The sequence below is a fragment of the Marilutibacter aestuarii genome (assembly GCF_006546775.1).
Taxonomy (GTDB): Bacteria; Pseudomonadota; Gammaproteobacteria; order Xanthomonadales; family Xanthomonadaceae; genus Marilutibacter; species Marilutibacter aestuarii.
Genome location: NZ_VICE01000006.1, coordinates 47,198 through 65,136, shown reverse-complemented (window position 1 = coordinate 65,136; position 17,939 = coordinate 47,198). Strand labels below are relative to the sequence as shown.

19 protein-coding genes are annotated in these 17,939 nt (G+C 70.4%); 10 read left to right on the top strand and 9 right to left on the bottom strand.

The genetic code is table 11. The features are described 5' to 3' along the window. The first annotated feature begins 44 nt into the window (after nt 1–44). From FKV25_RS00905 to FKV25_RS00895, 3 genes are read left to right on the top strand one after another with little or no spacing between them, the layout of a single operon-like run. Nucleotides 45–1,721 carry a carbon starvation CstA family protein gene (locus FKV25_RS00905; protein WP_141516898.1) on the top strand — a complete coding sequence of 559 codons (1,677 nt, stop codon included), beginning with the start codon at nt 45–47 and terminating at the stop codon, nt 1,719–1,721. Nucleotide 1,722: 1 nt separating this feature from the next. After that, complete coding sequence (locus FKV25_RS00900; protein ID WP_141516897.1) at nt 1,723–2,001, top strand: cory-CC-star protein; 279 nt, start codon at nt 1,723–1,725, stop codon at nt 1,999–2,001. Between the two features lie 10 nt (nt 2,002–2,011). Continuing rightward, a complete protein-coding gene (locus FKV25_RS00895; RefSeq protein ID WP_141516896.1) occupies nt 2,012–3,022 on the top strand; it encodes an ArsA family ATPase in 1,011 nt (336 codons plus the stop codon). A gap of 32 nt (nt 3,023–3,054) precedes the next feature. Here the strand turns inward: FKV25_RS00895 and FKV25_RS00890 are convergent, their stop codons facing one another. The 6 genes from FKV25_RS00890 to FKV25_RS00865 all read right to left on the bottom strand — a co-directional run bounded on the left by FKV25_RS00890 (nt 3,055) and on the right by FKV25_RS00865 (nt 8,061). Beyond that, on the bottom strand, nt 3,055–4,044 hold the full coding sequence (locus FKV25_RS00890) for a magnesium and cobalt transport protein CorA (RefSeq protein WP_141516895.1): 990 nt from the start codon (nt 4,042–4,044) through the stop codon (nt 3,055–3,057). Between the two features lie 40 nt (nt 4,045–4,084). Then, complete coding sequence (locus tag FKV25_RS00885) at nt 4,085–5,305, bottom strand: lipoprotein N-acyltransferase Lnb domain-containing protein (RefSeq protein WP_246071808.1); 1,221 nt, start codon at nt 5,303–5,305, stop codon at nt 4,085–4,087. Continuing rightward, complete coding sequence (locus tag FKV25_RS00880; RefSeq protein WP_141516894.1) at nt 5,298–6,182, bottom strand: CorC family transporter; 885 nt, start codon at nt 6,180–6,182, stop codon at nt 5,298–5,300. Before FKV25_RS00880 ends, FKV25_RS00885 begins: the two co-directional genes overlap by 8 nt. Before the next feature lie 91 nt (nt 6,183–6,273). Beyond that, nucleotides 6,274–6,756: an rRNA maturation RNase YbeY gene (gene ybeY, locus FKV25_RS00875; RefSeq protein WP_141516893.1), complete on the bottom strand. Its 483-nt coding sequence runs from the start codon at nt 6,754–6,756 to the stop codon at nt 6,274–6,276. Nucleotides 6,757–6,765: 9 nt separating this feature from the next. Beyond that, complete coding sequence (locus FKV25_RS00870; RefSeq protein ID WP_141516892.1) at nt 6,766–7,761, bottom strand: PhoH family protein; 996 nt, start codon at nt 7,759–7,761, stop codon at nt 6,766–6,768. Nucleotides 7,762–7,839: 78 nt separating this feature from the next. After that, nucleotides 7,840–8,061 carry a hypothetical protein gene (locus FKV25_RS00865; RefSeq protein WP_141516891.1) on the bottom strand — a complete coding sequence of 74 codons (222 nt, stop codon included), beginning with the start codon at nt 8,059–8,061 and terminating at the stop codon, nt 7,840–7,842. Between the two features lie 140 nt (nt 8,062–8,201). On the opposite strand from FKV25_RS00865, the gene FKV25_RS00860 reads away from it, so the two are divergent. From FKV25_RS00860 to FKV25_RS00845, 5 genes are read left to right on the top strand one after another with little or no spacing between them, the layout of a single operon-like run. Then, on the top strand, nt 8,202–8,927 hold the full coding sequence (locus FKV25_RS00860) for a TetR/AcrR family transcriptional regulator (RefSeq protein WP_141516890.1): 726 nt from the start codon (nt 8,202–8,204) through the stop codon (nt 8,925–8,927). Next, nucleotides 8,924–9,898, top strand: a complete 975-nt coding sequence (locus FKV25_RS00855) for an HlyD family secretion protein (protein ID WP_141516889.1) — start codon at nt 8,924–8,926, stop codon at nt 9,896–9,898. Before FKV25_RS00860 ends, FKV25_RS00855 begins: the two co-directional genes overlap by 4 nt. After that, entirely contained in the window at nt 9,895–10,062 is a 168-nt protein-coding gene (locus FKV25_RS16065) for a hypothetical protein (RefSeq protein WP_170218455.1), read from the top strand. The genes FKV25_RS00855 and FKV25_RS16065 overlap by 4 nt, the downstream gene beginning before the upstream one ends. A gap of 40 nt (nt 10,063–10,102) precedes the next feature. Continuing rightward, nucleotides 10,103–11,056, top strand: coding sequence for an ABC transporter ATP-binding protein (locus FKV25_RS00850; RefSeq protein WP_141516919.1), 954 nt, complete (start codon nt 10,103–10,105; stop codon nt 11,054–11,056). Next, nucleotides 11,053–12,153 (top strand): ABC transporter permease, encoded by a 1,101-nt coding sequence (locus FKV25_RS00845; protein WP_141516888.1) that lies wholly within the window; start codon nt 11,053–11,055, stop codon nt 12,151–12,153. Before FKV25_RS00850 ends, FKV25_RS00845 begins: the two co-directional genes overlap by 4 nt. 9 nt (nt 12,154–12,162) lie before the next feature. Here the strand turns inward: FKV25_RS00845 and msrB are convergent, their stop codons facing one another. Next, nucleotides 12,163–12,609 carry a peptide-methionine (R)-S-oxide reductase MsrB gene (gene msrB / locus FKV25_RS00840; protein ID WP_141516887.1) on the bottom strand — a complete coding sequence of 149 codons (447 nt, stop codon included), beginning with the start codon at nt 12,607–12,609 and terminating at the stop codon, nt 12,163–12,165. A gap of 89 nt (nt 12,610–12,698) precedes the next feature. Here msrB and FKV25_RS00835 point away from each other — a divergent pair, with 89 nt between their 5' ends. Beyond that, a complete protein-coding gene (locus FKV25_RS00835) occupies nt 12,699–13,928 on the top strand; it encodes a bifunctional alpha/beta hydrolase/OsmC family protein (protein ID WP_141516886.1) in 1,230 nt (409 codons plus the stop codon). Nucleotides 13,929–14,015: 87 nt separating this feature from the next. Next, complete coding sequence (locus FKV25_RS00830; protein WP_141516885.1) at nt 14,016–15,680, top strand: amidohydrolase; 1,665 nt, start codon at nt 14,016–14,018, stop codon at nt 15,678–15,680. A 25-nt stretch (nt 15,681–15,705) separates the two neighbouring features. Here FKV25_RS00830 and FKV25_RS00825 read toward each other — a convergent pair whose 3' ends face one another. Then, complete coding sequence (locus FKV25_RS00825; RefSeq protein ID WP_141516884.1) at nt 15,706–16,374, bottom strand: phosphatase PAP2 family protein; 669 nt, start codon at nt 16,372–16,374, stop codon at nt 15,706–15,708. Between the two features lie 12 nt (nt 16,375–16,386). Continuing rightward, nucleotides 16,387–17,811 (bottom strand): tRNA (N6-isopentenyl adenosine(37)-C2)-methylthiotransferase MiaB, encoded by a 1,425-nt coding sequence (gene miaB, locus FKV25_RS00820; protein ID WP_141516883.1) that lies wholly within the window; start codon nt 17,809–17,811, stop codon nt 16,387–16,389. Nucleotides 17,812–17,939 lie beyond the last annotated feature (128 nt).

The window sequence follows — 17,939 nt, the reverse complement described above, 5'->3', positions numbered from 1 at the left end:
CGTCCGGGCACCGCCACCGCCGGTGCCCAAGAGGAGGGTCCGCCATGAATGCCGTTGTCCTGATGCTCGTTGGCCTCGCCACCATGGCGCTGGGCTTCTTCTTCTACTCGAAGTTCATCGCCGAGAAGATCTACCGGCTCGATCCCAACTTCCGGACACCGGCGCATGAGCTGCGCGACGACGTCGATTTCGTGCCGACCAACAAGTTCGTGCTGTGGGGGCACCACTTCACCTCGGTCGCCGGTGCGGCGCCGATCGTGGGCCCGGCCATCGCGGTGATCTGGGGCTGGCTGCCGGCCTTCCTGTGGGTGACCCTGGGCACGGTGTTCTTCGCGGGCATCCATGATTTCGGCGCGCTGTGGGCCAGCGTCCGCAACAAGGGCAAGTCGATCGGCACGCTGACCGGCACCGTGATCGGCACGCGCGCGCGCAACCTGTTCCTGGTGGTGATCTTCCTGCTCCTGCTGATGGTCAACGCCGCGTTCGCGGTGGTGATCTCCAACCTGCTGGTCGCCAACCCGGCCTCGGTCATCCCGACCTGGGGCGCGATCGTCGTGGCCCTGTTCATCGGCCAGGCGATCTACCGTTTCAAGGTGCCGCTGCTGTGGCCCTCGATCATCGGCGTGGTGGTGCTGTACGCGCTCATCTTCGTCGGTCAGTCCTATCCGATCACGCTGCCCGAATCGGTGATGGGTTTCGGCCCGAAGGCGCAGTGGATCATCCTGCTGTTCGCCTACGCCGGCATCGCGTCGCTGCTGCCGGTCTGGGTGCTGCTGCAGCCGCGCGACTACATCAACGGCCTGCAGCTCTTCGTCGGCCTGGGCCTGATGTACGCGGCCACGCTGTTCTTCCACCCCACCATCGTCGCCCCGGCGATGAACGCCAACGTGCCCGACGGCACTCCCGGCATCGTGCCCTTGTTGTTCGTGACCATCGCCTGCGGCGCGATCAGCGGCTTCCATGGCCTGGTCGCTTCCGGCACCAGCTCCAAGCAGCTCGACAAGGAAACCGATGCGCGCTTCGTCGGCTATTTCGGCGCGGTGGGCGAGGGCATGCTGGCGCTGGCGGCGATCATCGCCTGCACCGCGGGCTTCGCGACGCTCGGCGAGTGGGAAGGCGTCTACGACAAGTTCGGTTCCGGTGGCGTGGTCGCCTTCGTCAACGGCGGCGGCAACATCCTCGCCAACGGCCTGGGCCTCGATCCCGGCCTGGGCAGCACCATCCTCTCGGTGATGGCGATCCTGTTCGCCGCGACCACCATGGACACCGGCCTGCGCCTGCAGCGCTACGTGGTCCAGGAAGCCGCGGAGATCGTCGGCGCGCGACCGGTGCAGCAGGGCTGGGTCGCGACCCTGGTCGCGCTGGCGACCTGCCTGGCCCTGGCCTTCGGTGCCGGCGGCGACGGCTCCGGCGGCATGGTCATCTGGCCGTTGTTCGGCACCACCAACCAGCTGCTGGCCGGGCTCACCCTGTGCATCCTGTCGGTGATCCTGATCAAGCAGCGCCGGCCGGTCTGGTTCACCGCGATCCCGTTGGCCTTCCTGCTGGTGATGTCGCTGCTCGCGCTGCTGGTGCAACTGGGCAAGTTCTACACCGACCAGAACTGGCTGCTGCTGGGCATGGACATCGTCATCCTGATCGCGGCCCTTTGGGTGGCGTTCGAGGCCATCATGGCGATGGCGCGCGGTGCCGGCGGCGAAGCGGTGCCGGAGTCGCGCTGACATGGCGGGCGGCGCGCCCGGCGACGATTCCCTGCTGCAGAAGCTGGCGGCGGGGCTGCAGGAGTTCTACGCCGCCCCCTACCGGCGGACCTTCGCCCGCGCGCGTCGCGACGAGGACGATTTGTTCATGCTGCTGGTGTTCGCCGAAACGCTGGGCGTGCCCAATCCCGCGGCCTGCTACACGATGGAGCTGATGCCGGTGATGTACGAGCGCTTCCACGACTGGCATCGCCGCATGGGCCTGGAACGTTCCCCGCTCGACCACGTCGGCTGCTGCTGAGGCCGGGGGCATGCTGCGGAGCCTGGCGCGCGCGCGACGCGTCCTCTTCATCGGCGGCAAGGGCGGCGTCGGCAAGACCACCGTCGCCACCGCCACCGCCCTCGCGGCGGCGCGCGAGGGCCGTCGCGTGCTGCTGGTCTCGACCGATCCGGCGCACAACCTGGGGCATCTGTGGGGCTGCGAGATCGGCGCGCGCGTGCGGCGGCTCGCGCCCAACCTCGACGGCCTTGAGCTCGACCCCGAACAGACGGCGCGGGCCCACCTGGAGGAGGTCGGCGCGGCGTTGCGCAAGCTGATGCCCGAGCACCTGGGTGCCGAGGTCGACAGGCACATGGCGCTCTCGCGCGAGACACCCGGGATGCACGAGGCCGCCATGCTCGAACGCATCGCCGAACTGGTCGAGCAGGGCGACCGCGACCACGACCTGCTGGTGTTCGACACCGCGCCTTCCGGCCATACCGCACGCCTGATGGCCTTGCCGGAGATGATGTCGGCATGGGTCGACGGCATGCTCCACCGCCAGTCACGGAGCCGGCATTTCGGCGAGGTCTTGCGCGGCCTCGGCCGCGACGACGACGTCGGCCGCCAGGCGATCGGGGCGGTGGAGGGTGGACGCGCGCGGGGCGCGGGCGATCCCGCCGATGCGCGCGACGATCGCATCCGCAGCCTGCTCAACCGGCGTCGCCACCGCTTCGAGCACCTGCGCGAGGTCCTCGCCGATCGCGAGCGCACCGCCTTCGTCATCGTCCTCACCGCCGAGCGCCTGCCGGTGCTGGAGACGCTGGAGCTGCACGCGCAGCTGCAGCGCGCGGGCATCCACGTGGGCGGGCTGGTGGTCAACAAGCGCTCGCCGCTCGATGCCGGTGAGTTCCTGGCCCATCGCGCCGCACTGGAGGCCGGGCACCTGGAGGAACTGGCGCGTTCGCTACCGGGGGTGCCGCTGCTGGAACTGCCGCTGCTGCCGGGCGAACCGGTCGGTCGTGATGCCCTCGAAGCGTTCTCCGCCCGGCTGGCGGGCTGATCGCCCCGCCGGGCCCATCCCCGGGCCTTCGCTCAGAGCCAGCCCACCCGTTTGAACAGGCGGTACAGCAGGTAACTGGTGGCGGCGAGCGCGCCGATCAGCATGGCGTAGCTGTAGCGCCCCTGCAGTTCGGGCATGTGCACGAAGTTCATGCCGTACCAGCTGGTGATCAGGGTCGGCGCGGCCAGCAGGGCCGCCCAGGCACCGAGGCGCTTGACCGTCTCGCCCTGCTGCACGGTCACCAGCGACAGGTTCATGCTGACCGCCGCGGTGAGCATCTCGCGCAGCATGTCGGTGATCTCGTTCATCCGCAGCACGTGGTCCAGCACGTCGCGGAAGTAGGGCTGCAACTCGTCGTGGATCAGCGCGTGGCGCGATCGCGTCAGCTGCCCGAGCACGTCCTGCAGCGGGGAGACCGACATCCGCAGGCGGGTGAGTTCGCGCTTGAGGACGTAGAGCTTGCGCACGGTGCCGTGGTGGAAACCGTCGCCGAGGATGTCGCGCTCCAGGCGGTTGAGCTCGTCGTCGAACTCGTCGACGATCGGCCGGTAGTTGTCCACGATCATGTCCAGCACCGCGTACAGCGCGGCGCCGCTGCCGTGCTGCAGCAGTTCCGGCTCGCGCTCCATGCGTGCCCGCGCGGGTGCATAGCTGATCGAGGCACCGTGGCGCACGGTGACCAGGTAGCGTTCGCCGACGAACATCTGGGTCTCGCCGAAGCGGATCGCGTCGTCGATGCGTTGCGCCGTGCGCACGGCGATGAACATCGAATTGCCGTATCCCTCGATCTTCGAGCGCTGGTGGGCGTTGTGGGCGTCCTCGACGGCGAGGTCGTGCAGGCCGAAGACGTCCTGCAGCTGTTCCAGCAGGGCTTCCGGCGGCTGGTACAGGCCCACCCAGACGAAGCTGCCGTCGTCGCGGGCAAGCACGCCTTCGATCTCGTCGAGGCTGATCTCGCGCCGCGCGCCGTCGCGTCCGTACGCGACGCAGTTCATGAGGCTGCTCGGGGTGCCCAGGTTCATGCGGCCATCCTGCCCGCTGGCGCCGGGGGCGGCAACCGGCTCACGCCGCCCGCGGCGCTGCCTTCGATCGCAGTGCCACCCACAGCCCTGCATGGACCGGCCCGAGCACGACAATCCAGTGCAGGTTCTGCTGCGGACTCACCGGCAGCCAGTAGGAGAACAGGCCGACCACCGGCAGGACCGCGACCGCGGCGAGCACGAGGCCGAACAGGCGGCCGCCCGCGCGGCCTCGCGCGATCCGCCAGCCGCCGGGCAACAACAACCAGCACAGCGGCGACAACAGGAACAGGTTGCGGTTGGCCCAGCCGAAACGGTGTTCGGTCCCGAACCAGATGAACAGCATCAGCGCACCCAGCGTGCCCGCCAGTGCCCAGATCGGCAGCGCGGTGGCGGCGACCAGGCGCGGTCGATGCCGGGCCAGCCAGGCCATGCCGTAGCCCAGCAGGACGCCGGCCAATGCCCACGGCCACCACGCCCGCGCCCGTTCGACCGGCTCGGGCGGCAGGCGGTGCGGCAGCACGTCCTGCTCGGACTCGACCAGGGGCTTGCCCGTCGCGGGATTGGCGACCTCGCGCAAGGCGCTTGCCAGGCGCATGGGCACGAAGGATTCGCCCCAGAGCGGCTGCGGGACGTCCGCGGCCGGGCCCAGGCCGATGTCGAAACCCAGCCACATCCACGGCGCCGGCGAGGCCAGCCGCAGCGCCTCGCTGCGGAAACTGGTGCCGTGCGAGCGCCCCTGCGTCTGCCGTGCGAGGGCACCGCCCAGGGTGGCGTCGAGGGCGTCGCGCACGCGGGTGGAGCAGTTGTCGGTGAAGTAGTCGTAGCGGTAGTGCGCGTTCTCGGGACGGGCGTTCTCCGCCAGCGACGCGGCCAGGGCGCGCGCCTGCGCGTCGGTCAGGGCCAGCCACTGGATGGACACGCCGCGGCCGACCTGCTCGTAGTAGCGCAGGTCCTGGGCGATCGGCAGTGCGGCCAGCTGGTAGCGCATGTGGCCCTTGACGAAACGGGCGACGAAATCGGGTTCGGTCGGGTCGAAGTAGCCGAAGTTGTAGGCGGTCGCCTCGCCCGTGGCGGGATCCTCGACAAGGATGGCGTTGTGCCCGAATCTCTCGAAGAAGACCTCGCCCGGCTGCATGGTGACCACGCCGATCCGCGGCGCGTCGCCTGCCTGCGCCCAGGCGCCGGCGCTCAAGGCCAGGAGCAGCCAGAGCAGGGGCAGGCGCAGCATCGCCGGCAGCCGGGCCCGGCAGCGGTCACGCATCGCCGAGGATGCCCACGTGGAAGGCGTGCACGCGGCGGGCGTCGGCACTGGAGACGCGGAACACGAAGCGACCGAGCGTGAGCTCCTCGCCCGCCTCGGGCAGGTGCCCGATCGCGGCGATCACCAGGCCGCCGATGGTGTCGTACTCGTCGTCGTCGAAGTCGGCGCCGAAGCGCTCGTTGAAGTCGTCGATCGGGGTCAGGGCGTCGACCACGTACTGGCCGTCGGCCTGCGCCGCGATCAGCGCGTTGGGATCCTCGGCGTCGTCGTGCTCGTCGTCGATCTCGCCGACGATCTGCTCGAGCACGTCCTCGATGGTCAACAGGCCGGCGACGCCGCCGTATTCGTCGATGACGATGGCCATGTGGTTGCGGCTGAGCCGGAACTCGCGCAACAACACGTCCAGGCGCTTGGATTCGGGGATCAGGACCGCCGGGCGCAGGAGTTCGTGGATGCCGATCGGCCCCTCGTCGTCACCGGCCACCACCGCGCGCAGCATGTCCTTGGCCAGCAGGATGCCGAGGATCTCATCCTTGTCCTCGCCGTGGACCGGGAACCGGGAATGGCCCGACTCGACCACCTGCTTCATCAGCTCCGGCAGCGGCTCGTCGGCCGGCAGCACCACCATCTGCGAGCGGGGGATCATCACGTCGCCGACGCTGAGGTCGGACACGCCGATCGCGCCTTCCATCATCGCCAGCGTGTCGGCCGCGATCAGGCCGTCGGCCTGCGCGTCGCGCAGCAGTTCGACCAGGTCCTCGCGGGTGGTGGGTTCGCCCGACAGCGCCGAGCTGATCCGGTCGAGCCAGGAGCGCCGCTTCTCTTGCGGCTTGTCGCCGGCGTCGCTGGGGTAGGTACTACTGTCGTCCTCGGACATTGCATCTGTTCAAACGCCCGCGGGGGTTGGGCGTCGGGGCGAGTCTAACGCGGAAACGGGGGCTTGCGCTTCTCCCGGCGGGTCGGCCGGCTCAGTCCACCCGGTACGGGTCGGCGATGCCCAGGGAGGCGAGGATCTCGCGCTCGAGCTGCTCCATGCATTCGGCCTCGCGTTCGTCCTCGTGGTTCCAGCCCAGCAGGTGCAGGGCGCCGTGGACGGTCATGTGGGCATAGTGCGCGGCGAGCGGCTTCTTCTGGTCCCGCGCCTCGCGGGCGACCACGGGCGCGCAGATCACCAGGTCCCCCAGCAGCGGGAACCTGACGTCGCTGGGCAGGCCTTCGGGCAGTTCGGCCGGGAAGCTGAGCACGTTGGTGGCGTAATCCTTGCCACGGAAATGGCGGTTCATCGCGCGCCCTTCGCGGACGTCGACGATGCGCACGGCCAGGTCCGCCTCGCGGATGCGCCCGTCGAGGGCGGCGGCCACCCACTTGCGGAAGCTCACCGCGGCCGGGATCCCGGTGCGCGGGAGCCCGTAGGTGACGCTGACATCGAGTCGCACGGGACCTTGGGTCATGGCCTGTGTTCAGCCCTTGGCGCCGGACTGGACGTCCGTCGCATCACGTGCATCGTAAGCGTTGACGATGCGCGCGACCAGCGGGTGGCGCACCACGTCGCGCGACTCGAAGAAGGTGAACGAGATGCCGTCGACCTCGTGCAGCACTTCGATGGCGTCCTTGAGCCCCGACTTCTGGTGGCGCGGCAGGTCGATCTGGGTCATGTCGCCGGTGACGACCGCGGTGCTGCCGTAGCCGATGCGGGTCAGGAACATCTTCATCTGCTCGATGGAGGTGTTCTGGGCTTCGTCGAGGATGACGAAGGCATCGTTCAGGGTGCGGCCGCGCATGTACGCCAGCGGCGCGATCTCGATGACGTTCTTCTCCAGCAGCTTGACCACCTTCTCGACCCCGAGCATTTCGTACAGCGCGTCGTAGAGCGGGCGCAGGTACGGGTCGACCTTCTGGGTGAGATCGCCGGGCAGGAAACCCAGCTTCTCGCCGGCCTCGACCGCCGGACGCACCAGGATCAGGCGGTGCACGCGGCCCTCATTCAGGGCCTCGACCGCGCTGGCGACCGCGAGGAAGGTCTTGCCGGTACCGGCGGGCCCGATGCCGAAGTTGATGTCGTGGGTGGCGATCGCGTGGAGGTACTTGGCCTGGTTGGCGCCGCGACCGCGCACGGTGCCGCGCTTGACCCGGATGGCGACGTCCTGTGGCGCGTAGTCCTGCGCCATGCGATCGGCGCCGGCTTCGGCCAGGCGCAGGTGGATCGCCGGCTCGTCCAGGGTCTCGGTACCGGCGTCCTGCCACAGCGCGTGCAGCAGCTTCTCGGTGCGCTTGACCGCGCCCTTGGCGCCGGTGACCTTGAAGATGTTGCCGCGGTTGGCGATCTCCACGCCCAGGCGCAGTTCGAGCAGGCGCAGGTGGGCGTCGAACGGGCCGGCCAGGTTGGCCAGGCGCTCGGCGTCGGCGGGATCGAGGGCGAATTCGGACGTGGTGGCGCGGGAGGCGGAGTCGTTCAATGCGTGCTCGGCTGGGAAAAGGGTCGGGCGGGTCGATCCGGGAAGATCAGGGCGAAACACGGGAAGGCAAGGGGCGTGTCAGCCCGGCGGTGGCCGGCGGCGCCATGCCTTGGCCCCGCACAGCGCGACCAGTGCGCCGCCGACCAGGTAGGCCCAGGCCACTGCATCGGCGCCGCCAGTGCCATCGCGGACCGCGCGCATCGCGAAACGGAGCATGCCAAGCAGGCCCAGCGAGAGCAGCCAGAGGGCCAGGGCCTGGTCGCGAAGGCGGGGCGGGGGTCTCGTGTCGTCCTTGGGCATCGTGGCGAAAGCGGAAGATCAGGAAAAGAAGGATAGCCCCGCATGCGTTCGGCCCGCGTGACCCGCACCGGAGCCATGCGGGCAGGGCGCGGGAATACCCGGCACTTGCAATTAAATTAATCATTCAATTAAATAACCGCATGAGCCAGCCAGCCAACCCGCCGGGCCCGCGCGGCCGCCCCCGTCCCGCATCGGGCGGGGGCGCGAAGTCGCGCAGGCGGCCGCCCGGGCGTCCGGGCGCGGACGCACCCGACCAGCGTGAGCGCGTGCTCGACGCCGCCATCGCCTGCTGGGTCGAACACGGCATCGCGGCCACCACGCTGCGCCGGATCGCCGACCAGGCCGAGGTCAATCCCGCGTTGCTGCACTATTACTTCGGCGACAAGGCGCGGCTGCGCGAGGCGGTGATCGAGGCACGCATCCTGCCGGCCTTCGAGGGCCTGCGCGCGCGCGTCGCCGGCGAGGGCAACGACGTCGCCGGTCTGGTCGCCGGTTTCGTGCAGGGCATCGGCGCCTTGGTCGCCGCCCATCCGTGGCTGCCGGCACTGTGGGTGCGCGAGGTCCTGTGCGAAGGGGGTGGCCTGCGCGACGTCCTGTTCGAGCGGCTCGGGCCACGACTGCCGCTGATGATGGCCGGGCGCTTCGCCGAGGCCCGCGAGCGCGGCGAGCTCAACGCCGATCTCGACCCCCGCCTGCTGATGGTCTCGCTGGTCGGCTTGACCATGTTCCCGATCGCCGGCGCGCCGGTATGGCGGCAGTTGTTCGGTGCCGACGACCTCGATTTCGACGCCTTGCGCCGGCACACGCTGGCCTTGCTCGACCGCGGGCTCGAGTTGCCCGCCGCTACGGTGGAGGCATCACGATGAACCCCCGCACCCTGCTGGCCTGCCTGCTGGCGAGCGCGACGCTGGCGGCCTGCGATGGGGACGCCCCGCATGCGCTGGGCACGCTCGAGCGCGACCGCATCACGCTGCCGGCGCCCGCGGCCGAGCGCATCGTCGCGATCGACGTGCGCGAAGGGCAGGTCGTCCGCGCCGGCGAACGCATCTTGCAACTGGAGACCACGCGCACCCGCTCGCGCCTGGAGGCCGCGCGTGCCCAGGCGCGCCAGGCCGGCGAGGCGCTTGCCGAACTGGAGGCCGGACCGCGCAGCGAGTCGATCGAGCAGGCCCGCGCACAGCTTGCCGCGGCACGAGCGCAGGCCGCGGACGCACGGGCGTACCATGCGCGGCTCCAGCCACTGGGTCGACGCCAACTCGTCGCCGCGGCCGACGTCGACCGTGCACGTGCCGCTGCCGCCAATGCCAGCGCCGTGGTCCGCCAGGCCGAGGCGGCGCTGCTCGAACTCGAACGCGGCAGCCGCAGCGAAGCCATCGCCCAGGGCGCTGCCGCCGAGGCGGCGCGCAGGGCCGAGGCCCGGGCCCAGGCCGTCGACCTGGCCAAGCTCGATGTCGTCGCGCCGCGCAACGGCCTCGTCGAGCAACTCCCTTACGAACTCGGCGACCAGGCCCCGGTGGGTGCGCCATTGGCGGTGCTGCTGGTCGGCGACGCCCCCTTCGCGCGCGTCTACGTGCCCGAGCCGATCCGCGCCTTGATCCGCGTGGGGCAGAAGGCGCGGGTTCGCATCGAGGGCCGCGACGATGCCTTCGATGGCGAAGTGCGGATGATCCGGGGCGAACCGAACTTCACGCCGTACTACGCGTTGACCGGCGAGGACGCGGCGCGCCTGAGCTATGTCGCCGAGATCAGCCTCCACGGCGAGGGCGTGCAGGACCTGCCGGTGGGCGTACCCGTCACCGCGACCTTCCCGGCGGCAGGCGAGGAGGCGGCGGAATGAGGCGCGAGTGCCTGCCTGCGATGCTGCGCGCGACCTCCACCCGCCGGGCCGCCCGCGTCGGGCGCCGTATCGTGCTGGAGCGGGGCCGCGAGCGTGAGGGGCGCCGGCGTCGCGAGGAGGCGAGGGCGCTGCCCCCCGTCCTGCGCCCGGGCGACGCCTGCTGACATGTCGAATTCCAATGCCGACGACGATGCCGCGATCGCGATCCGCGCCCGCGGGCTGACCAGGTCCTTCGGCGACCTGGTCGCCGTCGACGCGGTCGATCTGAGCGTGCCCCGGGCGCAGGTGTACGGCTTCCTGGGGCCGAACGGATCGGGCAAATCCACCACCATCCGCATGCTGTGCGGCCTGCTGATCCCGACCCGCGGCGACATTCGCGTTCTGGGCCTGGACATCCCCGCGCAGGCCGAGGCGCTGCGGCAGCGGATCGGTTACATGACTCAGCGCTTCTCCCTGTTCGAGGACCTGTCGGTCCGCGAAAACCTGGAGTTCATGGCTGCCGCGCAGGGCGTGCCGCGACGGCGCACGCGCGCACGGATCGACGAACTCGTCGAGCAGTACCACTTCGGCGACCGGCAGGCTCAGCTGGCCGGCACCATGAGCGGCGGGCAGAAGCAGCGCCTGGCGCTGGCCGCGGCGGTGATCCACGCACCCGAACTGCTGTTCCTCGACGAACCCACCAGCGCGGTGGATCCCGAGTCGCGCCGCGACTTCTGGGAGAAGTTGTTCGAGCTGGCCGACGCCGGCACCACCCTCCTGGTCTCGACCCACTACATGGACGAAGCCGAGCGCTGCCATCGCCTGGCCATCCTCGACCGCGGCGTGCTGGTCGCCGACGGCACCCCGGCCGAGCTCACCGCGCGGCTGGCCGGCCGCACGCTCGAAGTGCAATCGTCGCGACCGCGCCGGGCCAAGCGCCTGCTGGTCGACCTGCCGGGCATCCTGAGCGTCGCCCAGATCGGCAACGCATTGCGGGTGCTGGCGGGCGATGGCGAGGATGCGCAGGCGCGCGTTCGCGATGCCTTGCGCGAACAGGACGGCGACGCCGCGGTCGATCGGGTCGAGCCCAACCTGGAGGACGTGTTCGTCGACGCCACGCGCGGCAGCCCGACCCACCGCGAGCTGCATCCGGGGCCGGATGCGGGAGGCGGGGCATGAACGGGCGCCGCCTGTGGGCGATCGTGCTGAAGGAACTGCGGCAGATGGGCCGCGACCGCGTCACGCTGGCGATGATCATCGGCATCCCGGTCATGCAGCTGGTGCTGTTCGGCTACGCCATCAACCTCAACCTGCGCGGGCTGGACGCCGCCATCGTCGACGAATCGGGCACGCGCGCCTCGCGCGAGCTCGTCATGGACATGCTGGCGACCGGCGTGATCGAACCGGTCGCCCGCGCCGACACGCCGGCGGAACTGGTCGACATGCTGCGTCGGGGCGAGATCAGCGTGGGCGTGGCGGTCCCGCGCGACTTCGAGCGCCGCCGCATCGAGGGGCGCGAACTGGTGCAGGTGATGGTCGACGGCAGCGATACCGTGGTCCAGAGCGCCGCGGTGCAGCTGGCGCAGATGCCGATCGCGTCGCCGACGGCCGGCGCCGCCGCCGCACCCGGGCGCGTGGCGCCGATCGGGGTGGTGGCCTTCTACAATCCCGAGCGACGTTCGGCGGTGAACATCGTGCCGGGCCTGATCGGGGTGATCCTGACCATGACCATGGTGCTGTTCACCGGCGTGGCGATCGTCCGCGAGCGCGAGCGCGGCAACATGGAGCTGCTGATCGCCACGCCGATCAGCCGGGCCGAACTGATGATCGGCAAGGTGCTGCCGTACGCGGTGATCGGCCTGGTCCAGACCAGCGTCGTGCTGCTGCTCGGCGTCTGGCTGTTCAAGGTGCCCGTGCTGGGCAGCGTGCTCGACGTCTACGTCGCCTCGATCCTGCTGATCCTGGCCAACCTCACCCTGGGCCTGCTGATCTCGACGCGCGCGCGGTCGCAGTTCCAGGCCATGCAGATGACGTTCTTCGTGTTCCTGCCGTCGATCCTGCTGTCGGGCTTCATGTTCCCGTTCGCGGGCATGCCGCGGCCGGTGCAGTGGCTGGCGGAGGTGCTGCCGCTGACCCATTTCCTGCGGCTGATACGCGGGGTCATGTTGCGCGGCGCGAGCCTGTGGGAACTGTGGCCCGACGTGCTTGCGCTGCTGGCTTTCACCGCCGTGATGATGACGCTGGCGATCCAGCGCTTCCGCAAGCGGCTCGACTGAGGCCGTGCTTCAGTCGGCCGCCTTGCGCAGGGCGACCGCGTTCATGCAGTAGCGCAGGCCACTGGGCGGCGGGCCGTCGGGGAACACGTGGCCGAGGTGGGCGTCGCAGGTGTTGCACATCGTTTCCACCCGCTGCATGCCGTGGCTCTCGTCCAGCCGGTAGGCGATCGCCTCCACCGTCGCCGGCTGCGTGAAGGACGGCCAGCCGGTGCCGGAGTCGAACTTCTCGCCGGCGTCGAACAGCAGGCTGTCGCAGCCGATGCAGTGGTAACGACCGGGCTCCAGCAGGCCGCACATCGGATTGCTGAAGGCCCGCTCGGTACCGGCCTGGCGGGTAACGCGGTACTGTTCGGGGCTCAGTTGCGCGCGCCATTCGGCCTCGCTCTTCTCGACCCGGCGCGCGGGCCTGGGGTTGCCGTCGCGGGCGAATGCGATCACGTCCTGCCACTTGAGCATGGGGGTTCCTGTCCGGTGAAGGGCTCCCCACTACTTTGTCACAGCGTCCCGGTTACCGTGCATGCACCGCCGTCACCCGGGGCCCGCCGATGCCGCGCCAGAAGTTCGAGTTCGCCAACGCAGAGGGCCAGACCCTGGCCGGGCTGCTGGAGACCCCCCTGTCGGGGCGCCCGGAAGACTGGCGCTACGCGGTGTTCGCCCACTGCTTCACCTGCGGCAAGGACATCGCCGCGGCCACCCGCATCAGCCGTGGACTGGCCGCGCGCGGGATCGCCGTGCTGCGCTTCGACTTCACGGGCCTGGGCGGCAGCGACGGCGACTTCGCCAACACCGATTTTTCGTCCAACGTGGCGGACCTGCTGGCCGCCGCGCAGGCGCTCGAGGCGCATCATTCGGCCCCCAGCCTCCTGGTGGGCCACAGCCTGGGCGGGGCGGCGGTGCTGGTGGCCGCGCAGTCCCTGCCCGGCGTGAAGGCCGTGGCGACGATCGGAGCCCCGGCCACCGCCGACCACGTCAAGCACCTGTTCGCCGACGTGGAAGAGCGCCTGCATCGCGACGGCGAGGCGAGCGTCACCCTGGGGCCGCGCCGCTTCAACATCCGCCGGCAGCTGCTCGACGACCTCGACGCGCACGCGTCCGCCGGCCACATCCGCAGGCTGGGGCGCCCCCTGCTCGTGTTCCATTCCCCGCTCGACGAGGTGGTGCCCATCGAACAGGCGGCGCGCATCTACGAAGCGGCCCTGCATCCCAAGAGCTTCATCTCGCTCGATCGCGCCGACCACCTGCTGTCGCGGCAGGAGGACGCCGAGTACGTCAGCGCCACCCTGGCCGCGTGGGCCGGACGCTACCTGGGCCTGATGGCGCCACCCACGCGGCCTGCCGGGACGGTGGAGGAGGGCGAGGTGCTGGTCACCGAGCTCGACAAGCATTTCCTGCGCGGCCTCTACAGCGCCTCGCACGCACTGCTGGCGGACGAACCGCTGGGGATGGGCGGGGGCAACCGCGGCCCCACGCCCTACGACCTGCTGCTGATGAGCCTGGGCGCCTGCACCTCGATGACCCTGCGGATGTACGCCGATCGCAAGCGCATCCCGCTGGAGGACGTCGACATCGAACTCGTCCACGAGCGGGTACACGCCCGCGACTGCGCCGAGTGCGCCGAGCGCGACGGCCACGTCGAGCGCATCACCCGTCGCGTGCGCCTGGTCGGCGATCTCGACGCGGCGCAACGCGAGGACCTGCTGCGGATCGCCGATCGTTGCCCGGTCCACCGGACCCTGGCCAGCGCTCCGGTGATCGTGACGCACCTCGTCGACTGAGCCCCGACCGGCGGGCTCCGGGCGGGGGCTTGATCCGGCGCCCGCCGCTCGCGCACAGTCGCAGGCCTGTCCGGAGGGAGATCGAGGATGCGCATTCGTTGCCTGGCCCTGGCGGCCGCCCTGGCGCTGTCGACCAGCACCGTCCACGCCGCGGACGTGACCGTGCTGCGTGCACGCACCATCCACACCATGGAAGCGGATGCACCCCGCGTGCAGGCCATCGCCTTCGACGGGAGCGGCCGTATCCTCGGGACCGGTCCGGCCGAGGCGCTCGCGGCCCGCTATCCGGATGCCGAACCGCTGGACCTGGGCGAGGCGACCGTGGTGCCGGGGCTGATCGATGCGCACGGGCATGTCGCTGGCCTGGGGATGACGAAGCTGACCGCCGACCTCGTGGGCACGCGCGACAAGAGCGAGGTGCTGGCGCGGTTGCGCGCGTTCGCCCGCGACCTGCCTGCCGGTACCTGGCTCATCGGTCGCGGCTGGGACCAGAACGACTGGCCCGAGCGGGATTTCCCGACCGCCGCCGACCTCGACGCGGCATTCCCGGACCGCGCGGTCTGGCTGGAGCGGATCGACGGCCACGCCGGCTGGGCGAACAGCGTCGCCATGCGGGCCGTGACGCGCGACCTGGCGGGCGACTGGCAACCCGAAGGCGGGCGCATCGTCCGGGACGCCAACGGCCAGCCGACGGGCATCTTCGTCGACGCCGCCTCGGCACTGGTCGACGCCGCGCGGCCGCCGCTGGACGAAGCACTCGCCGAACGCGCGCTGGTGCTCGGCATGCAGGACGCCGTGGCGCACGGCCTGACCGGGGCGCACGATGCCGGCGTCGACCTGGCCGGGCTGGAGCGCTACCGGCGCCTGGCCGACCGCGGCGCGTTGCCGATGCGCATCACCGCGATGGCCGCGGGTGATGGCGACGCGCTCGCGGCGCTCTGCCGCGACGGGCTCTACCGGCATCCCTCCGGGCGCCTGCAGATGCGCACGGTGAAGGTCTACGCCGACGGCGCCCTTGGCAGCCGCGGGGCGGCCCTGCTGGCCGACTACAGCGACGACGCCGGCAATCGCGGCCTGATGGTGACCTCGCCCGAAGGGCTGCATGAGGTCGCCCGCAAGGCGATGGATTGCGGCGTGCAGGTCGCCACCCACGCGATCGGCGACCGCGGCAACCACGAAGTGCTCGAGGCCTATGCCGACGTGCTTGGGGATCGCCGCGACGGTGAGCATCGCTGGCGCATCGAACACGCGCAGGTGCTTGCCGCCGAAGACCTGCCGCGACTGGCCCGCATGCACGTGATCGCCTCGATGCAGCCGACCCATGCCACCAGCGACATGCCGTGGGCGGAGGACCGGCTGGGTCCTGCGCGCATCGTGGGGGCCTATTCCTGGCGCCAGTTGCGCGACAGCGGCACGCGCCTGGCCCTGGGTTCGGACTTCCCGGTCGAGTCGGTCGATCCGCGCCTGGGCCTGCATGCCGCCACCACCCGCAGCGACGCGCAAGGCCTGCCCGTGGGCGGTTGGCGTCCGGAGGAAAAGCTCACCGCCTTCGAGGCCTTGCGTGGCTTCACCTTGGACGCCGCGTTCGCCGGCTTCGCCGAGAACGAGGTCGGCAGCCTGGCCGCGGGCAAGCGCGCCGACTTCGTGGTGCTCGCCGAGGACCCGCTGGCGATCGCGCCTGCGGACCTGCGCGAGTTGACGGTGCTGGCGACCTATGTCGACGGGCAGGCGGTATACCGCCGGCCCGAGTAGGCCGAGCCGGTCCGCGCCCTCCGGCTCAGGGGCGCGACACGCCGGTCGCGACGGCGCCCGGCGCATCCGCGCGCCGCGCCCCCCAGAGCCCGGCCCACCACGTCCCGGCCAGCGCGGTGGCCGCGCCGCCGAGCATGTCGATGGCGTAGTGCTGGCCGGTAGTCATGATCGTGGGGAACAGCAGTGCCGGCAGCCAGATCCAGCGTCGCGATGCCGGGTGCTGGGCCGCGAAGGCGATCATCACCACGACCGGGATCGTGATGTGCCCCGACGGGAAGCAGGTGTAGGGCTCGTCCAGCGCGTACAGGAGCTCCCATGCCCAGCGCGTCGCGCCGTCCAGTCCGTCGGGAAGGGCATGGCGCACGATGCGGGTTGGCCAGGCCAGCCAGACCAGCATGTTCAGGCCCATCGCCAGTGCATAGGCCTTGAACGCGGCCCACAACACCGCCTTCGAGCGCAGGCCCAGGGCGAGGAAGGGGTTGACGCACAGCAACAGCCAGTACGGCCAGATCGTCCACGCATGCCAACCCACCGCCTGGTCGAGCGCGGTGACCGGCAGCAGCGTGGGCGGCCGCGTGGGATGGGCATTGATCAGCAGGTAGAGCGCGGTGTTCAGGCAGACCACCGCGACGACCGCCAGCAGGCGGTGGCGTACGGCCAGTTCCGCCTCCGCTGCGCTCGCGTCGTCCGTCATCGACGCGTGGCCTCAGGCGGTCGCGTCTTCGTCGACGGCGACGACCCGGCCGCGCAGGGAGTTGCTCAATGCCCCGGTGATGGCCACGTCGACGAAGCGGCCCAGCAGGCGCGGGTCGCCGGGGAAGTTCACCGAGCGCATGTTCTCGGTCTTGCCGGTCAGCTCGTTGGCATCCTTCTTCGATGCGCCAACCACCAGCACCTTCTGCACGCTGCCGACCATCGCCTCGGAGATGCGCTTGGCATTGGCGTTGATCGCGGCCTGCAGGCGCGACAGTCGGGCATGCTTCTCCTCGCTCGACACGTGGTCCTCGAGGTCGGAGGCCGGCGTGCCCGGGCGGCGCGAGTAGATGAAGGAGAATGACTGGTCGAAGCCCACGTCCTCGATCAGCTTCATGGTCTTCTCGAACTCCGCCTCGGTCTCGCCCGGGAAGCCGACGATGAAGTCGGAACTGATCGAGATGTCCGGGCGCACCGCGCGCAGCTTGCGGATCTTCTGCTTGAACTCCAGTGCCGTGTAGCCGCGCTTCATCGCCGACAGGACGCGATCGGAGCCTGACTGCACCGGCAGGTGCAGGTAGTTGGCCAGCTCCGGCACGTCGCGGTAGGCCTCCACCAGCGAGTCGCTGAATTCAAGCGGGTGCGAGGTGGTGAAGCGGATGCGGTCGACGCCGTCGATCTCGGCGATCGTGCGGATCAGCAGGCCCAGGTCGGCCACGTCGGCCTCGTCGCCTTCGCCGTACGGGCCCCGGTACGCGTTGACGTTCTGGCCGAGCAGGTTGATCTCGCGCACGCCCTGCGCGGCGAGGTCGGCGACCTCGACCAGGACGTCCTCGAAGGGGCGGCTGATCTCGGTGCCGCGGGTGTAGGGCACCACGCAGAACGAGCAGTACTTGGAGCAGCCCTCCATGATCGACACGAACGCGCTGGGACCTTCGGCGCGCGGCTCGGGCAGGCGGTCGAACTTCTCGATCTCCGGGAAGCTGATGTCGACCTGCGGCTGCCGCTGCTCACGCCGGGCGCGGATCAGTTCCGGCAGGCGGTGCAGGGTCTGCGGACCGAACACGAGGTCCACGTAGGGCGCGCGCTTGATGATCGCCTCGCCCTCCTGGCTGGCGACGCAGCCGCCGACGCCGATCAGGACGTCGCGACCGCCCTGCTTGAGGGCCTTCCAGCGGCCGAGCTGGCTGAACACCTTCTCCTGCGCTTTTTCGCGGATCGAGCAGGTATTGACCAGGATCACGTCGGCTTCTTCGACGTTCCGGGTCAGTTCCAGGCCGTCGGAGGCGGCCAGCACGTCGGCCATCTTGGCCGAGTCGTACTCGTTCATCTGGCAGCCGTGGGTCTGGATGAAGAGCTTGCCGGAGGGCCGGTCGGGCGCCGCGCGCACGGGCACGGAGGGGGCCGAGGCGGTCGGCAGGGTATGGAGGTCGGACATGGGGGATCCCGGGGGTTCGGTGGTTATTCCGTGCCGGACAGCACTGCAGGGGCGCTGATTGTAGCGGCCGGAACGGGCCGGAAGTCGCGTTTTGTCGGACAGGTATTGGCAATTCAGGCGATTTGGAG

What these genes read in the sequence shown, in the direction of transcription:
- FKV25_RS00905 (WP_141516898.1), top strand. Translation starts at nt 45, where the DNA reads ATGAATGCCGTTGTCCTGATGCTCGTTGGCCTCGCCACCATGGCGCTG.
- FKV25_RS00900 (WP_141516897.1), top strand. Translation starts at nt 1,723, where the DNA reads ATGGCGGGCGGCGCGCCCGGCGACGATTCCCTGCTGCAGAAGCTGGCG.
- FKV25_RS00895 (WP_141516896.1), top strand. Translation starts at nt 2,012, where the DNA reads ATGCTGCGGAGCCTGGCGCGCGCGCGACGCGTCCTCTTCATCGGCGGC.
- FKV25_RS00890 (WP_141516895.1), bottom strand. Translation starts at nt 4,044, where the DNA reads ATGAACCTGGGCACCCCGAGCAGCCTCATGAACTGCGTCGCGTACGGA.
- FKV25_RS00885 (WP_246071808.1), bottom strand. Translation starts at nt 5,305, where the DNA reads ATGCGTGACCGCTGCCGGGCCCGGCTGCCGGCGATGCTGCGCCTGCCC.
- FKV25_RS00880 (WP_141516894.1), bottom strand. Translation starts at nt 6,182, where the DNA reads ATGTCCGAGGACGACAGTAGTACCTACCCCAGCGACGCCGGCGACAAG.
- ybeY (WP_141516893.1), bottom strand. Translation starts at nt 6,756, where the DNA reads ATGACCCAAGGTCCCGTGCGACTCGATGTCAGCGTCACCTACGGGCTC.
- FKV25_RS00865 (WP_141516891.1), bottom strand. Translation starts at nt 8,061, where the DNA reads ATGCCCAAGGACGACACGAGACCCCCGCCCCGCCTTCGCGACCAGGCC.
- FKV25_RS00860 (WP_141516890.1), top strand. Translation starts at nt 8,202, where the DNA reads ATGAGCCAGCCAGCCAACCCGCCGGGCCCGCGCGGCCGCCCCCGTCCC.
- FKV25_RS00855 (WP_141516889.1), top strand. Translation starts at nt 8,924, where the DNA reads ATGAACCCCCGCACCCTGCTGGCCTGCCTGCTGGCGAGCGCGACGCTG.
- FKV25_RS16065 (WP_170218455.1), top strand. Translation starts at nt 9,895, where the DNA reads ATGAGGCGCGAGTGCCTGCCTGCGATGCTGCGCGCGACCTCCACCCGC.
- FKV25_RS00845 (WP_141516888.1), top strand. Translation starts at nt 11,053, where the DNA reads ATGAACGGGCGCCGCCTGTGGGCGATCGTGCTGAAGGAACTGCGGCAG.
- msrB (WP_141516887.1), bottom strand. Translation starts at nt 12,609, where the DNA reads ATGCTCAAGTGGCAGGACGTGATCGCATTCGCCCGCGACGGCAACCCC.
- FKV25_RS00835 (WP_141516886.1), top strand. Translation starts at nt 12,699, where the DNA reads ATGCCGCGCCAGAAGTTCGAGTTCGCCAACGCAGAGGGCCAGACCCTG.
- FKV25_RS00830 (WP_141516885.1), top strand. Translation starts at nt 14,016, where the DNA reads ATGCGCATTCGTTGCCTGGCCCTGGCGGCCGCCCTGGCGCTGTCGACC.
- FKV25_RS00825 (WP_141516884.1), bottom strand. Translation starts at nt 16,374, where the DNA reads ATGACGGACGACGCGAGCGCAGCGGAGGCGGAACTGGCCGTACGCCAC.
- miaB (WP_141516883.1), bottom strand. Translation starts at nt 17,811, where the DNA reads ATGTCCGACCTCCATACCCTGCCGACCGCCTCGGCCCCCTCCGTGCCC.